Genomic DNA, 13,423 nt, shown 5'->3' on the forward strand with positions numbered 1-13,423 from the left:
GCATCAGACTTCCTATTCACCACAACGGGCCGCACCCCAATATCTGGGTGGAGCAAAATGAAAACCCGGCTTGATAAGTTGCTTGGCGATGAGTTTGAGCCGTGGCGGCTACACGATTTCAGGACGGCATTTGCAACACACATGGCCGAGCGCGGTACATCGGAATCTGTGGTGGACCGAGTGTTGAACCACGCCGCGACGGCCTCAAAGGCCAGCGCTGTTGCCCGTGTCTACAATCAGGCTGAATTGCTGGCTGAGCGCGCCGTTGCGCTGGAAAAGTGGGCAGAATTGATAACGCAAGAGAGCGCTGCAGAAATTGCTATAGGGGGCATCCATGATTGAAACTTATGCAACCCGTCACGCAATCGATGCTCTTAGAAGGGCCCAGATGTACTGGCCCACCGAAGCCGATGAACCGTTAGTTGACTCTGAAAAGTATGTGCGGATTCGCGAGGTCTGCCGAGCATTGGAACAGTTGAGAGGTAATGCCACAGGTGACGATGTCGACTTTGAAGCGTATGGCATTGTGTGGAACGCCCTTCGCACCGGTGCTTTGGTTGCTCGGGTTATTGAAACAAACACATTAATCCCTCAAGTGGCTTGGCCGCAAATCCTACCGACGGCCCATCATGATGATCCGGAAACAACGCCAGGTGAAGCAGTTTGGCGATCCAATCTTTGGTACTCTACACTTCCTAAATATGATTTCGTGGACGACTTATTGGAGACCCCAGTGGGAGGGTTAAGGCCGTTCGCAAGCAAGTTGCCTTTAATCGACTTTAGTGAAGCTGTTAAATGGGTAGTCCTATCTACACCACGGAGCCGCGCAAAAGTCGCACAATCCTTTTCGACCACTAAAGAAACGGAACAAGCATTTTCTGCCTGGATTCATGAAAACCCAAACTCAACCGACGCTCAGCGCAACCAATGGTATCGGGACCATGGCCTGAACCGTGAACGCGGACGCGAATTGTGGCGAAAACTCAAACCTCTCGACGGATCAAAGGCCGGGCCTAAGCCCAAATCCTAGCAAACCTCGCCGTTTTTTGTCTTTATCCGTCAACGGCGAAGTTGGCGAGGTTGCGGCGAAGTTCCCAGCGAAATTAGCTGCTGCCACACTGCATTCATCGAAGCAACACAGAGGTGAGCAAGATGGATAGCAACGTTACTCAAATCTCCGTTAGGCCGAGGGCGACCGATGTTTCTGGTGCAGTCAGCTATACCGGGATGTCTCGCGCAACTCTTTATGCGGAGATGAAAGCAGGCAATCTCAAGTGCGTCAAAATCGGCGGCGCAACTCGCTTTGAATATGACGAGTTGGATCGTTGGTTTGAGGTCAAAACTAATGAGGTCGCTGTTTAAACGAAACCCGCGCCATGGGTCAAACATGGACACGGGACATTCGTTTTAAAGTCTTTAGCGGGACTATACGAAATGTAACGTGTTCTGACCTAAAGCGCAAGCTTGAGGAGTTGAGCATGAATACCGAAACGCCCGAACTACTCGTAAGAAACGCATTGTGGGTTACCGCATGGCGTGACATGTCGCCAGACACCGAACCGGCTGAATACCGGGTAACCAATGAGTCCGGTGAAACTCGCAGCATCTGGGTAAGTAAGAAAAAGCGCCGCATGCTGGATTCGTTGATTGACGGCCCGGTTCACTGCGCATCGCCCTGCCGTTTGAGCCACTTCGTCATGGGTCTACGAGATGAGCAGGGCCTGAACATTGAGACGGTATGGTTCGACAATGACCCAAAGGCCGGACGCAGCCGGTTTGGCGTTTACAACCTTTTGGACAGTGTGACCCGCATTGGCGGTCAGGAGGTGGCGGCATGAGAACCCGCGACCTCCAGATTCACGCCCTTCGTCGCAAGCACGGCCTCTCTGAGGCCGCTGCACGCATCGTCGCAACGCTGTACTACGGGGAGGGCCGCTAATGGCCCTCATAACCCAGATCCCCAAGAACAGCCGCGAAGAATTCCGCGTCAGCCGGGATGACTTTCAGGGGCATGACCTCATCAATATCCGCGTGTTCTTCGTCTCAAAAGACGGGGGGATGCTGCCAGGAAAGCAAGGTGTCGCCTTCAAGGCTGAATTGCTGCCTGAGTTCATAGACGCGCTCAACAAAGCGGAGGCTGCGTAGATGGGGCGCGACAAGAAAAACGAGAAGCGCGTTGAGCATTGGACCAAGCTTGTTCGCAACATGATGGAGGAGCCCGCCTGGCGGGCCCTCTCGTCCACCGCGCAGGCCTTGTATCCATGGCTTAGGTTGGAATGGCACGGAGCGGGCAACAATAACAACGGCAGGATTTGCTTGAGCGTCAGACAAGCCGCTGACCGGTTAGGCGTGTCGTACAACACAGCCGCCAAAGGGTTTCGTGAATTACAGGCGAAGGGCTTCATCGCCGTGACGCGTCCGCCCAAACTCGGCACCAGTGGCGTCGCATCATCTCCGCTGTTTGAACTGACCGAAATTTCGCTGCCGACCGCACACGGGGAGGCAGGTCGCAGACTATACAAGCAGTGGTCTGAAGGGGCAGATTTCCCGGTCGTAAAAGCTCCAGTTCACAATCCGACTGGCAAGGGCGGAAAAACAAAACCCTGTCTTAAGAACTGCGACGAGACCGTCGTAGATTTTGCGACGAGAATGACGGAGGCGACGCAATAAATGCGACGGGCCGTATCAATATTTGCGACGAAAACACCCGATTTTGGCAAGTCCCCCGTCGCAATATTTAAGACATCCTTAATCTACCAGGGGGTCTGGGGGAAACGGACACCTTCAACACTAACAATCCAACAAGCGAGGCATGAGCAATGACCGACGAAACCAAAGGTGACATCGTCCCAAAGAAAAGTGAGCCAAGCAAAACGGGGGTCAAATTCGAAGGCAGCAACAAAGAAGGTAACATTGTCGAACTAACCAAGCACGACGGGTTAAGGGAAGTGTTCGGAACAGACTGCGATGAACTGGCCAGTGCCTTGATGGCTCACTGCATAAAAGCACTGAACAACGCAGAATCTGGTAGCGCGGGTGAAGTAAACGATGAGCGGGCATTCATGATTTCCATCATCCACGACATTGCGCCACGAGATGCCGTTGAGAGAATGCTGGCTATCCAGATGGCAGCCACGCATGTTGCAACAATTCGGTCGGCCCGGTGGCTTGGTGCCACGGAGACAATCCCTCAAGCCCAACTCCACTACACGGGATTCAACAAACTATCGCGTACATTCGCCGCCCAGGTTGAGACGCTTCGGAAGCACCGAAACGGCGGCAAACAGACGGTCACCGTTCAGCACGTGAACGTTGAAGACGGCGGACAGGCTATTGTCGGTAACGTCGAGACGGGGGGAGGCAAAAAATGAAACGTGCCTCCAACCCCATGCACAAGGCTCACGCAGCGCCTCGTTGCACGGCGAAATCCAAACGCACGGGCCTGCCTTGTAAAAACCCGGCGGTAAAAGGCTGGACAGTTTGCCGGATGCATGGCGCTGGCGGTGGTCACCGTCCTGGGAAGGCCAACCCCGCCTACAAACACGGTATGCGCACCAGAGAGGCTCAGGAGATAAGGAAAGACATCAACGACCTTGTTCGTCTGGCTCGCGAACTGGAACAACTGTTAGATAGCGGCGGTCAACGGTAACAACGGAGATGGGTCACAGAGCAGGCTTCGCAAAAACAGCTTCAGCTATATTGGGGTCGACAACCACAACGTCGACATTGGCGACCTCGTCAAACATCTCTGCGTGTAGGGTTGAACCCAAAACACTCTGCATCTTTGCCTTGTAACCGTTGATGGCGGCATTCAATACATCGGCGTATTCTTTGGGGGCGAGATTGCCGGCCTCAAGCTCATTGTATGCATCCAAAAGGTCACGGCGCACTTGCAAAAGAAGCTCTTGATTGGAGTCGATATGCATCTGCATGAGGTCTGGATGCTCGTTCTTCGATACCAAAAATTCAGTTTCTTCAGAGCATCTAGGATATTTTTTCGTGAGACATCCATTGCATATGCTGCGCCATTTCTCAGCCCCTTTCCCATCAATAGCCAGTAAGCCCAACCTGCCATAGAGGGTGTGAGTCAAGTAGGCCCAGCCTTTAGATTTGTAGCCCTTTGCGTCGTTTACTTCGAGCCCAGCAGTACACATAATTCTGTTGGTTGCTTGATGACAGACGCCGTCAAGGCCGTATCGAATTCCCGCTAGGCCCTTTGTCACTGGATCAGTTCGCATTTGCGAAAGACAATCGCATTCGGGTTGAAAAGCCATCCCATGACCAATAGAGCGCTGGTTTTCATCGTGGTCGCCCCCACATGGCCAAAGGTAGTTTCGCTTTCCGGCGTCATTGTATCCCGCAGCATAAGTATGGTCGGCATTTGATTTTATGGGATCAATGAATGCGCCTTGCGCAAACATCTCGACCTTGCGTTTTTTGTAGGGTCCAAAAATATCGAACTCATCATGCCACAGCCTCTGGCGTTTGCTTTTTACCGGGTGATACACTTCTGCGGCGACGTATCTTGGCCTTGCCGGATCGATACTTATCCGAACCACAACTTCGTGATTAAAAAGCGTCCATTTGTGACTGTCTTCACTTGTCCAACGTCCCTTGGCGGGATCAAGACTAACGCGATACGTATACGGCTTACAGCCCGTCACTTTCGTGGGTATTTCAATGCTAGCCTTGGGAAATTCTACATTAACTTTGCCATGAAACGTTACTTTAAATCCTGGAGCGACGCCGAGTTCTTGCTTTGGGATTTTGTAAATTGCCATGAAACCGTCCTTTCAAATCAATATCTGAAGAACGTATTCTCATAGCGCAAATTCGTCTGTGACCTTTTCCCTAAGGCTTCGTGTCCTTACCCATGAAGCCCAAAGCGCCTTCATTGTTCAGAATCTCAATCGAAGTATCCAAGGCTTCCTGATCCGAAACAAACTTGTCGTCCCAGACATAACTGGCATCTTCGCAGTCCACCGCTTCCAACGTCCACTGGTTTTGGTTGTCCAGACGATAGATTTCGATTTCGAACCGATACCCATCAACAAGCACGAACTTGCACTAGTCTGACATTACTAGTTTAGGTTCATCGGTATTCATTGGTGCTCTGTACCCGCGTTCTTATTCAGTCACTCTGATATCAAGACAGCCGGTGTTTTTTGCCAGAAAAACATGTCGGGGTTGCGACGCGCCGAACTCGTACCCCCTCATTGAAATCGCTAAACCCCATCATGACGCGCCGCATAACGGTGATATGGGAGCGAAGTGTTCTGAATGCGACCGTTCAATGAAGATTACGAAAGCGCCACGACATTTGAAAAACACGGTTCGTGCTTCGGTCTGTTTTACGGAAAGCTCGTGGGGTGGCACACCGTACTAGGTAACCCCCTCAAATCCAGTCGGAAAAACCAGAAAGTGCTAAAATAATAGCATGCCACCCACGTCAAAAGGATCGCATTGTGGCAAAGTTGTGTCCATAGCTCGTTCGGCAACTGACTGTTTACCCTATGGAAACGAACCATTTTGACCGAAACAGCGCCGTTACGGGAATCCCCCAATTTCGGGCTTCGCTCAAATTGAGTAATTTGGGATCAGAATAACCACTTACCCCCTCGTGACGAAGATAGAGGCTGGCCTCGACCCCCTCAGCCAGCCTCTATGACTGTTCCGGCCATCCCGGTAGATTTCTTGGAGCAGGGACGTCATTCTGAATTAGCCAATCACGCATTGCTGCCCAGTGGTCCTGTGGTCCAGCTGTATACCGCCGTGAATGTAAGTCGGCTATCTGCCGTTCAAGGACAGGCCACCAGTGCAACTTGATCCTTAGGCGATGGGATTTGGCCCAAGTGCGTATTGCAGCTTGCCATTCATCAACTCGCCGTGATTCAAGCTCTTTGTGGAGGTCAAAGGGGATTCTATAAGGCCAATCTGACATGAAGAACAGATAGCGAACTTCAGGAGCTTGTCCAATCGGATTTAGAAGCTTACCGTCGTCTCATGTGCAATCTGTACTCCAACACGATCCCCGCCGAAGCGATGCGCCGACTGTTTGATGTTTCCGTTGAACGGAACTATCTCGGGAATGCTGAACCCCTGCCCGCAATTTTTCCGAAACACATGGGACCGGTCGTCAGGATGGCAGATGATGGAAGACGGGAACTCTTACCACTTAGTTGGGGGTTTCGCACAACCAAGAAGTCAAAAAAGACAGGGTCGATCATCCAGCCTGCAGCATGGAACAACGCGCGAGATGACAAGGTACGCTCAAACGGACTGTGGAAAGAAAGCTTCGAGCGTCGGCGTTGCCTCGTGCCTGCCAGTTCGTTTTGCGAGGCTAAGGGTCGCAATCCCGCGACCTACTTCTGGTTTGCTCTCAAAGGCGACGAAGGTCGCCCGCCTTTCGCGTTTGCCGGAATGTGGCAGACATCGTGCTACCAGGGCAAGGAAGGCCCTGAAGAAGTCGAGACTTATACTGTCATTACGACAACTGCCAACGAGATTGTTAAACCCATCCATCCGGACAGAATGCCAGTGATCCTGAAGCCGGACGACTATGAACAGTGGATGGATGGTAGTGCAGATGAGGCGTTTGGCCTGCTCAGGCCATACAATTCAGACGACATGTACGTTGTGAAGTCCGGCGAAGGGGAAAGGTCAGACGGCACAGCCTAGTCGGAAGTATTGCACAGCGTTTCTCGGTCTGCTTTGAACCCAACATGTAACTTGGATTTTCTCGCTGCGAGCGCACGCAGCGCAAGAAATGCCGCGAGAGCGCGAAATTTTGATGCCGCTTTGCAGCGGAAAATGTGGTCATTCAGAGCCCGGCCCCGATTTGACAGGTCGAGATTCAATAACATTGCAACTGACCGCCACCCAACTATTGCCTCGAACAGCCCGATACGCGACATAGTTGATTTGTGGAATTTCGATTCATCAACTCAGCTGAGTGGAAAGTGTCATGAGTAAACGTGCTTTGAACAGGCGGGTGGCAAGAAACCGGAAACAAAATAAAATGCCGGAACTAAAACAAGTAGCAAACACTCGTAAAATTGTTGAGCATCGAAGGAACGTGGCCCAGATCATAGGTGCTGCGGCCACAGTGGTTATTTGTGGATTTTCCATTTGGGGATTTATCGCGCTTGTTGAGCAACGTAAAATTGAAAATCGCCTAATTTATTTAGAAAGAGCTTTACCGGTGCTTGAGGTGATTGGTCCATCCGAGTTGGAATTCGAAGACGGCTGGATAGTTCTGTCAAGTAGGTATAGAAATCATTCGTTTTCTGAAGTTCATTTTGCGCCTTACGGGTTTACCCTTTATGATTGCGATGGCTCAGAAATCTCACCATTCTTGTACGACACTAATTCTGGAGAAAGAATTCCAGGTGAAGTTGAAGTCGTAGCCCAAGACGAAGACGCTCAGAAAACCGCAGTAGATATCGCCAATGGACCTCGAATTTGGTCCAAGGCGGAAGATACGATTACGACAAAATACCGGGCAGCAAATGGGTACTTATTCGACCAACTGAAAAACACAGAAAGCAGTGCCAAATATATAATGGAATACGGGTATATTGCGTTTAGGCAAGACGTCGAGAACTACGGTGTCCTTCTTAAGGATGACGTCAGTTTCGCTGGCTCATCGATATCGGAGAAATTTCTGAGCCAATTTGAATACCTTCCCTCCGCGTACAAATCTTTAGTACACAGAGTCACATTTTTGATGGGGGAAGGTCGGATTGAGCAGATACCGAGCGACGAATGTTTTTCGGGACAAAGCGAGATAAGAGAACGCTCATAACTGCTGTCGTTCTTTAGGGTCAATACTCATAGCCAATGGATGACAAGTGCCGCAAGGGAGATGTTCACGCACTCAGTTCACATTCGAACGGTCACCACTCGCCCACTGATTCAAGGGCAAATGCTACAAATCAGCGGACAGGCAATGGAGCTATGCTATTCGTCGTATAGAACGTCGAAGAATAACCACAGAACAGCCATCGACCCGAACGGCGACCAGCAAAGGGATATAATCCACCACGGCCAAGGGCTGTGGCCGCGAGCCCTAGCCATATCTCCGACTAGGGCAAAGATTTGATAAACAATAAATAGAGTTATCAGTAGGATTATTAGAGCGGCTAAGGGTTCGAGCAACACGACAATATCCTCACCTACAATAACCAGCCCGTTTTAACCGTGATTTAGCTGCTGGAGTCTCCAAATGCCTGTAACGGCCCCCTGAGTACCTACGGCAGTCCAAAGCGTGCCCAGCAGCAATTACAGCGGCTCCTATGTCCTGGCCATCCGCATAGCAGACGCCTACCCAGCGGTCATGAGTGCGCTCACCGTTCAAATCGCAGGATATCGACTTACCGCGCAGATAGTTCACCATCCAGCGCTTAGCGTTCCGACCAGACTGTGTGCCTAGTTCTGGAGCGTCTACACCGTTCAATCGCACAGGCGTTCCATCAACGACGATTGTATCAGCGTCTCGCACATTTAGACTGGCGGCGCTTGCGGAAGTTGCGAGGAAAAGTGCTAAAGCGGGCAAAAAGGTCTTCATTCTAATATTGGTTCCATATCAATCGTGTCTCGCAAACTCTATTTACAGACTAATACTTGAGTAGCAAACCACTAGAACCGAACGAAAATTCTTCCTTTTTTCCAATAATAACGTGGTCATGGACGAGAATACCCAAGGTGCTACAGGCGTCTTGGATACGTTCAGTCATAGTGATGTCTGATTTGCTCGGAGTCGGATCGCCGGACGGATGATTGTGAACGAGGATGATCGAACTGGCATTCAATTCCAGAGCACGCTTGACCACCTCGCGGGGATAGACCGGCACGTGGTCAACTGTGCCCCGCGCCTGTTCTTCATCGGCTATCAGAACATTCTTTCGGTCGAGATACAGAACGCGGAATTGCTCGATTTCACGATGCGCCATTGCGGTGCGACAGTAGGTCACCAGATCCTCCCATGATGACATAACGTCCCGCTTCATCACTTGCGCTTGCGCCATTCTGTGCCCGAAGGCTTCAACAACCCGAAGATGATAATAGACCCAATCGTTAGCCCCTTCGACCTGTAGGACGCGATGCTTCGAAGCTGCAATCACACTGTTGAGGTCACCGAATTCCGCCAATAGGCGTTTAGCCAGCGGCTTGACGTCGATCCTGGGAATTGCGTTGAACAACAGAAGTTCAAGCAACTCGTATTCGGGCATCGGTTCATGACCCCCTTTTAGGAACCGCTGCCGCAGGCGTTCGCGGTGCCCCCAATAGTGTGGACGCTTTGCACCGTCATCTCCTTTGACTAAGCCGCCCCCTGCTACGCTCTTGGGCGAGAGTCTTTCACGATAGACATACGACGGTGGCGATGCAGGTTCTACAAGTGCGTCAGGTGGTGGAATTCGTGCATCCAGGTCCGCAAGGCCTTGCAGGGCATCCTCAGAGAAGCCGTTCTGCCCGTCGTGTCCGACCAACCTGCCATATCGCTTTTGGTCACCGGCAATGACTCGTCTGAGCTGGTTGATTATTTGGCTTTTCATCAATGCATCCAGTTCGCTCGTCTTTATCAGAACGATGCCCGCCAGTTGGTTAATGTAAGGTAAATACAACCATAGCCTCGGCGTCCGTTGTTTCATCAAGTGTTCATGTATTGTTCTTGCCTATTTTGGGGTAATATGTTACCCTAAAAGCTAAGAACTGAGGTAACAACGGTGTAATAAATGAGCGTGGAAATCAGAGAAATGATGGCCGCAGTGCGAAAGTCCGAAGTGGAAACCGAAGCCGTATACAAGTGGCTCAACAGTGACCGCTCTGAACCTCTGACACCTGAATTGAAGGCTCGGTTTGTTGACATCGTTGCATCTCAATTTGGTGAGGAAGCCGCCTGCAAAGCCATGGATCAAATCGCAACAAGCGGCATGCCGGAGACAATGCAATGAGCAGAATGGACCACTCAATTATTCTGGGGGCTCAACAGCCAAACTTTAGCAATGCATTGGCACAGGGTCAGGCGCTGCGGATGCGTGAGGACCAAATGGCGGACCAGAACGCCTTGCGGGGCCTGTTTCAGACACATGGCCCTGGCATCCTTGCCGGAAACCAAGCTTCAATGAACGTACTTGCTCGATACGACCCCGTAATGGCGTCGGAAATTCAAGGACAGCATCAAGTCCAAGCTCAGCGCAGACAGGTACAAGCTCACCTGAGCGCAGAAGAGCGCAGAAATGCTGAGGCGCATGTTGCAAAGATGAATGTAGCAGAACGCGCGGCCAAAGCAGAGCGAATTCAAATGGGGTTGAAAGCCGCGTACGGCGCTCAGACCCCCGAAGAGTGGGACGCGATAGTTCAGCAATTTGGTTCGCCTGATCTTGTGGGTGAATTTGCGAACAAAGAAGCGCATGTTCGGCGTCACATGGAATTTGCGGATATTTTGAAGGCGCAGGAGCCGCCGAAGCCTCAATCCAGCCCCGGCAAAGTGCAGGCTGATATTAACGCCGGTTTCTTGCCTGCGGGCACAGAGCTTCGTTCGCCGCAGGTGGTGGTCAACACTGGAAACAACGCTGGTGAAAGACCTATTGTTGATAAACCGCCAAAAGGTTTCCAGCGCGTATGGGACGAGAACTCGCAGACATATGTCGATAAACCCATTCCCGGCAGCGACGTTTCGCAAGAACGGAACTCGGCTGGCCGCAAAGTGGAACTGGCCGCGTCAGACTATCGGCGAAAATCTGACATCGTGAACTCAAACATCGACAATGCGATTGCTTCGATTGAGGAAAATGGACGCTGGGTAGCAGGCTACGGTTCTCTGCTATCAGGATTGCCGGAAAGTGCTGCGAGAGACTTTCAGGCGACAATTGACACCATCAAAGCAAACCTCGGTTTTGAGGAATTGCAAGCCATGAAAGATGCCTCTCCTACAGGTGGGGCACTAGGTCAGGTCACCGAGCGTGAAATCGCGTTCTTGCAGGCAATTCAAGGTAATCTGGATGCAGCGCAAAGTCCTGAACGACTCCTGTCAGTTCTGAAGGAAATCAAGAAGCGGCGGGCGGAGTTTGCCGCTGAACGACAAGCCATTATGGCGAAGGATCAAACCGCTGCCCAAGCTGCTGACTTGAGCCAACAGGTTCGCAACTTGCCTGACTTCGCGAACATGAGCGACGACGAGCTGAACGCCTGGATTCAGGAGAACGGCAATGAATGATGCATTACGGGCCGCACTTCTCGAAAAGGCCAAGCGAGAACGCTCGCGGCGTCAAAGCGATAGGAATGTCGTCGCCACCACTGATGACGGAGGTCAGGTGTTCAAATTTGATGACGGTTCGTTGTCCTTCAAGTCACCGGGTTACGCCACAAACGACCAAGTCCGGATCGCGGAAATCATGAAGGGTGCAAAGCCTGTGGATTTAGTACAGCGCGATGTTGACCAACAGCGTATCTCTGAGAACCCTATCGCCGCTCGTGCGCAGGAATTTGTTCAAGGCACTCCGCTTGTTGGGGAATGGGCAGACGAGGCTGTTGGGATGGTTAGCCCTGAAGCGGCGGAAAACATGCGCCTGACCTCCGATGCAATGGAGCGACAATACCCCGGCCAGTCCGCAGCCCTGAACGTCACCGGCGGAATTGCCACCGGCTTGCCCCTTCTGGCGGGGGCTGGCGCAACAAAAACCGCTGACTTCGTTGCCAAAGGCGCGAACATGCTGACGCGTGGTGCCCGTGCTGGAGCGATTGCCGCTCCTGCCGGTGCCGTGGAGGGAGCTATAAGCTTTGCGGGGCGCGCGCATGACGGTGAGAGGTTTCAGGAAGGTGCTAAGGGCGCGGGGATTGGAGGGACGCTGGCGGCGTTTCTCGGGCCGGTGGCCTCTGCCACAGGTGAGCAGGTTGTGAAAATCGCAAAGCGGGTGAAGAAACTGGATATCCGCACCATCGCAGACGAACTAGGCATTTCCCCAGCAGCGGCACGTATCGTTAAGCAGGGCATTGTCAGCGATAATCTGGACGAAGCACAGGCCCGACTTGCCCAATTGGGTGAGGATGCACTGTTAGCCGATGCAGGACCGTCTACGGGTGCTCTACTGGATGCAGCGGCCACCACAGGTGGAAAGGCCCTCAACGCTGCCAGAAACGCCGCAGACGGGCGCGCGGCGCGTGTTGGAAAGCGCCTGCCTCAAGTCCTTGACGGTGTGCTTGGCAAATCCAAGGGCATCAAGACCGCTGCCAGGGAAATCTCACAGGGCACTTCCTCCGCCAGACAGAGGGCCTATAACGCGGCCTATGCCCAACCGATTGACTATTCAGGCACCCACGGACGACAGATTGAATCCGTTCTTTCACGCGTTCCACCCCGCACGCTCAGATCCGCGATTTCCGAAGCAAACGAGGCCATGACGGCCAACGGCCAACGCAATATGCAAATCATGGCTGAGATTGCCGATGATGGCAGCGTGACCTTCCGGGAGATGCCCAACGTTCAACAACTGGATGAAATCAAGAAGGCCCTGGATGGCATCGCGCGGGAGGCCGTTGACCGGTTCGGCAGGCTCACCTCAGCAGGCTTGAGAGCGCGCAAGCTGGCTGGAGAGCTACGGGAGGCCACAAAGCAGGCAGCTCCCCTATATGGGCGCGCTCTGCGTCTCGGTGGCGACAAGGTTCAGCAGGACGAAGGCTTGGCGCTTGGCAAAAACCTCCTGTTCAAGGGCACCACGGTCGACGATGTTAAGGCCTTCCTGAACCAAGGTGTATCCAATGAAGCCCGCCAGGCCGTCCGGCAAGGTGTGCGGGAAAGCATCGAGCACAATCTTTCCAACGTGCGCCGGACCATCACTGACCCCAACACGGACGCCCGTGAGGCGATGCAACTGGTCAAGGAAATGTCGAGCCGCGCAAATGTCGAGAAGCTGCGACTTGTTCTCGGTGGACCCCGTGCGGATCGGCTGTTGAACGAACTGAACCGCTCAGCGACGGCACTGGAACTCAGGGCGGCAGTCGCTCAGAACTCCAAGACGGCAATTCGCCAGTCCATTCAGGAACAGGTGTCAGACGAAACCGCACCCGGCCTTACGCGGCGTACCGCTGGCAATATGGGTAATCCCTTGGATGCGGCCCGAGAAGTGACGCAATCCATCGCCGCTATCGACCCGCGCAGCCTGTCAGCCCGCGAGAGAGGCATGTTTGCTGAAATCGCCAAGGCGCTGACGGGGATCAAGGGAAAGGATGCACAGGACGCGCTAAAGGCCGTCAGGGGAGCGTTGAAGGGTCAGCCCCTCAAAGACGCTCAGGCCCAGCTTATCGGGCGTGTGGTGGCTGGTGCTGGTGCTATTGGGCTGTATCAGAGCGCCAAGCGGCCCCTAGCACGCACATCGTCCCGCTGAGGCAGGCGATAACAAAGGGGACCATGCCGAACTGATGA

Annotated in this window: 17 protein-coding genes; 13 read left to right on the forward strand and 4 right to left on the reverse strand. The window is 52.8% G+C overall.

Annotation, left to right across the window (positions count from 1 at the left end; all coding sequences use genetic code 11):
• The 8 genes from GOW31_RS20340 to GOW31_RS20375 form a co-directional block, all read left to right on the forward strand.
• On the forward strand, window positions 1-342 hold a 342-nt coding region (locus GOW31_RS20340), incomplete at its 5' end, for a tyrosine-type recombinase/integrase (RefSeq protein WP_217356721.1).
• Window positions 335-1,030 carry a hypothetical protein gene (locus GOW31_RS20345; RefSeq protein WP_171172585.1) on the forward strand — a complete coding sequence of 232 codons (696 nt, stop codon included), beginning with the start codon at window positions 335-337 and terminating at the stop codon, window positions 1,028-1,030. The genes GOW31_RS20340 and GOW31_RS20345, both read left to right, overlap by 8 nt.
• A gap of 122 nt (window positions 1,031-1,152) precedes the next feature.
• Window positions 1,153-1,362, forward strand: coding sequence for an AlpA family transcriptional regulator (locus tag GOW31_RS20350; protein ID WP_171172586.1), 210 nt, complete (start codon window positions 1,153-1,155; stop codon window positions 1,360-1,362).
• A 116-nt stretch (window positions 1,363-1,478) separates the two neighbouring features.
• Window positions 1,479-1,838 carry a hypothetical protein gene (locus GOW31_RS20355; RefSeq protein ID WP_171172587.1) on the forward strand — a complete coding sequence of 120 codons (360 nt, stop codon included), beginning with the start codon at window positions 1,479-1,481 and terminating at the stop codon, window positions 1,836-1,838.
• 100 nt (window positions 1,839-1,938) lie between these two features.
• Complete coding sequence (locus GOW31_RS20360) at window positions 1,939-2,145, forward strand: transcriptional coactivator p15/PC4 family protein (RefSeq protein WP_171172588.1); 207 nt, start codon at window positions 1,939-1,941, stop codon at window positions 2,143-2,145.
• Window positions 2,146-2,670 (forward strand): hypothetical protein, encoded by a 525-nt coding sequence (locus GOW31_RS20365; protein ID WP_171172589.1) that lies wholly within the window; start codon window positions 2,146-2,148, stop codon window positions 2,668-2,670.
• A gap of 149 nt (window positions 2,671-2,819) precedes the next feature.
• Window positions 2,820-3,371, forward strand: coding sequence for a hypothetical protein (locus GOW31_RS20370; protein ID WP_171172590.1), 552 nt, complete (start codon window positions 2,820-2,822; stop codon window positions 3,369-3,371).
• The gene (locus GOW31_RS20375) at window positions 3,368-3,649 is read left to right on the forward strand and encodes a hypothetical protein (protein ID WP_171172591.1); all 282 of its coding nucleotides are present in this window, start codon (window positions 3,368-3,370) and stop codon (window positions 3,647-3,649) included. Before GOW31_RS20370 ends, GOW31_RS20375 begins: the two co-directional genes overlap by 4 nt.
• 13 nt (window positions 3,650-3,662) lie before the next feature.
• On the opposite strand, the gene GOW31_RS20380 is transcribed toward GOW31_RS20375, so the two are convergent.
• Together GOW31_RS20380 and GOW31_RS20385 are read right to left on the reverse strand one after the other, a co-directional pair.
• The gene (locus tag GOW31_RS20380) at window positions 3,663-4,781 is read right to left on the reverse strand and encodes a hypothetical protein (RefSeq protein WP_171172592.1); all 1,119 of its coding nucleotides are present in this window, start codon (window positions 4,779-4,781) and stop codon (window positions 3,663-3,665) included.
• 70 nt (window positions 4,782-4,851) lie between these two features.
• A complete protein-coding gene (locus GOW31_RS20385) occupies window positions 4,852-5,058 on the reverse strand; it encodes a hypothetical protein (RefSeq protein WP_217356722.1) in 207 nt (68 codons plus the stop codon).
• 945 nt (window positions 5,059-6,003) lie between these two features.
• Between GOW31_RS20385 and GOW31_RS20390 the strand changes: the two genes are divergently transcribed.
• Both GOW31_RS20390 and GOW31_RS20395 read left to right on the forward strand, forming a co-directional pair.
• Window positions 6,004-6,678 carry an SOS response-associated peptidase gene (locus GOW31_RS20390; protein WP_171172593.1) on the forward strand — a complete coding sequence of 225 codons (675 nt, stop codon included), beginning with the start codon at window positions 6,004-6,006 and terminating at the stop codon, window positions 6,676-6,678.
• 286 nt (window positions 6,679-6,964) lie between these two features.
• Entirely contained in the window at window positions 6,965-7,804 is an 840-nt protein-coding gene (locus tag GOW31_RS20395; protein ID WP_171172594.1) for a hypothetical protein, read from the forward strand.
• A 366-nt stretch (window positions 7,805-8,170) separates the two neighbouring features.
• Here GOW31_RS20395 and GOW31_RS20400 read toward each other — a convergent pair whose 3' ends face one another.
• Window positions 8,171-8,566 carry a thermonuclease family protein gene (locus tag GOW31_RS20400; RefSeq protein ID WP_171172595.1) on the reverse strand — a complete coding sequence of 132 codons (396 nt, stop codon included), beginning with the start codon at window positions 8,564-8,566 and terminating at the stop codon, window positions 8,171-8,173.
• Window positions 8,567-8,615: 49 nt separating this feature from the next.
• Window positions 8,616-9,554 (reverse strand): DNA repair protein RadC, encoded by a 939-nt coding sequence (gene radC, locus GOW31_RS20405; RefSeq protein WP_171172625.1) that lies wholly within the window; start codon window positions 9,552-9,554, stop codon window positions 8,616-8,618.
• 180 nt (window positions 9,555-9,734) lie between these two features.
• Here radC and GOW31_RS20410 point away from each other — a divergent pair, with 180 nt between their 5' ends.
• Genes GOW31_RS20410 through GOW31_RS20420 form a run of 3 tightly spaced genes read left to right on the forward strand, consistent with a single transcriptional unit; the run spans window position 9,735 to window position 13,385 of the window.
• Window positions 9,735-9,953, forward strand: coding sequence for a hypothetical protein (locus GOW31_RS20410; RefSeq protein ID WP_171172596.1), 219 nt, complete (start codon window positions 9,735-9,737; stop codon window positions 9,951-9,953).
• Window positions 9,950-11,218, forward strand: a complete 1,269-nt coding sequence (locus GOW31_RS20415) for a hypothetical protein (protein WP_171172597.1) — start codon at window positions 9,950-9,952, stop codon at window positions 11,216-11,218. The genes GOW31_RS20410 and GOW31_RS20415 overlap by 4 nt, the downstream gene beginning before the upstream one ends.
• Window positions 11,211-13,385 (forward strand): hypothetical protein, encoded by a 2,175-nt coding sequence (locus GOW31_RS20420; RefSeq protein WP_171172598.1) that lies wholly within the window; start codon window positions 11,211-11,213, stop codon window positions 13,383-13,385. Before GOW31_RS20415 ends, GOW31_RS20420 begins: the two co-directional genes overlap by 8 nt.
• Window positions 13,386-13,423: the final 38 nt, after the last annotated feature.

The organism is Ruegeria sp. HKCCA0370 (assembly GCF_013033705.1).
In the GTDB taxonomy this organism is placed as follows: domain Bacteria; phylum Pseudomonadota; class Alphaproteobacteria; order Rhodobacterales; family Rhodobacteraceae; genus Ruegeria.

Bases quoted from the DNA above. Each gene is read 5' to 3' on its own strand.
- GOW31_RS20370 (WP_171172590.1), top strand. From the start codon at position 2,820: ATGACCGACGAAACCAAAGGTGACATCGTCCCAAAGAAAAGTGAGCCA.
- GOW31_RS20360 (WP_171172588.1), top strand. From the start codon at position 1,939: ATGGCCCTCATAACCCAGATCCCCAAGAACAGCCGCGAAGAATTCCGC.
- GOW31_RS20375 (WP_171172591.1), top strand. From the start codon at position 3,368: ATGAAACGTGCCTCCAACCCCATGCACAAGGCTCACGCAGCGCCTCGT.
- GOW31_RS20415 (WP_171172597.1), top strand. From the start codon at position 9,950: ATGAGCAGAATGGACCACTCAATTATTCTGGGGGCTCAACAGCCAAAC.
- GOW31_RS20350 (WP_171172586.1), top strand. From the start codon at position 1,153: ATGGATAGCAACGTTACTCAAATCTCCGTTAGGCCGAGGGCGACCGAT.
- GOW31_RS20420 (WP_171172598.1), top strand. From the start codon at position 11,211: ATGAATGATGCATTACGGGCCGCACTTCTCGAAAAGGCCAAGCGAGAA.
- GOW31_RS20345 (WP_171172585.1), top strand. From the start codon at position 335: ATGATTGAAACTTATGCAACCCGTCACGCAATCGATGCTCTTAGAAGG.
- GOW31_RS20365 (WP_171172589.1), top strand. From the start codon at position 2,146: ATGGGGCGCGACAAGAAAAACGAGAAGCGCGTTGAGCATTGGACCAAG.
- GOW31_RS20380 (WP_171172592.1), bottom strand. From the start codon at position 4,781: ATGGCAATTTACAAAATCCCAAAGCAAGAACTCGGCGTCGCTCCAGGA.
- GOW31_RS20400 (WP_171172595.1), bottom strand. From the start codon at position 8,566: ATGAAGACCTTTTTGCCCGCTTTAGCACTTTTCCTCGCAACTTCCGCA.
- GOW31_RS20390 (WP_171172593.1), top strand. From the start codon at position 6,004: ATGTGCAATCTGTACTCCAACACGATCCCCGCCGAAGCGATGCGCCGA.
- GOW31_RS20355 (WP_171172587.1), top strand. From the start codon at position 1,479: ATGAATACCGAAACGCCCGAACTACTCGTAAGAAACGCATTGTGGGTT.
- GOW31_RS20395 (WP_171172594.1), top strand. From the start codon at position 6,965: ATGAGTAAACGTGCTTTGAACAGGCGGGTGGCAAGAAACCGGAAACAA.
- radC (WP_171172625.1), bottom strand. From the start codon at position 9,554: ATGAAAAGCCAAATAATCAACCAGCTCAGACGAGTCATTGCCGGTGAC.
- GOW31_RS20410 (WP_171172596.1), top strand. From the start codon at position 9,735: ATGAGCGTGGAAATCAGAGAAATGATGGCCGCAGTGCGAAAGTCCGAA.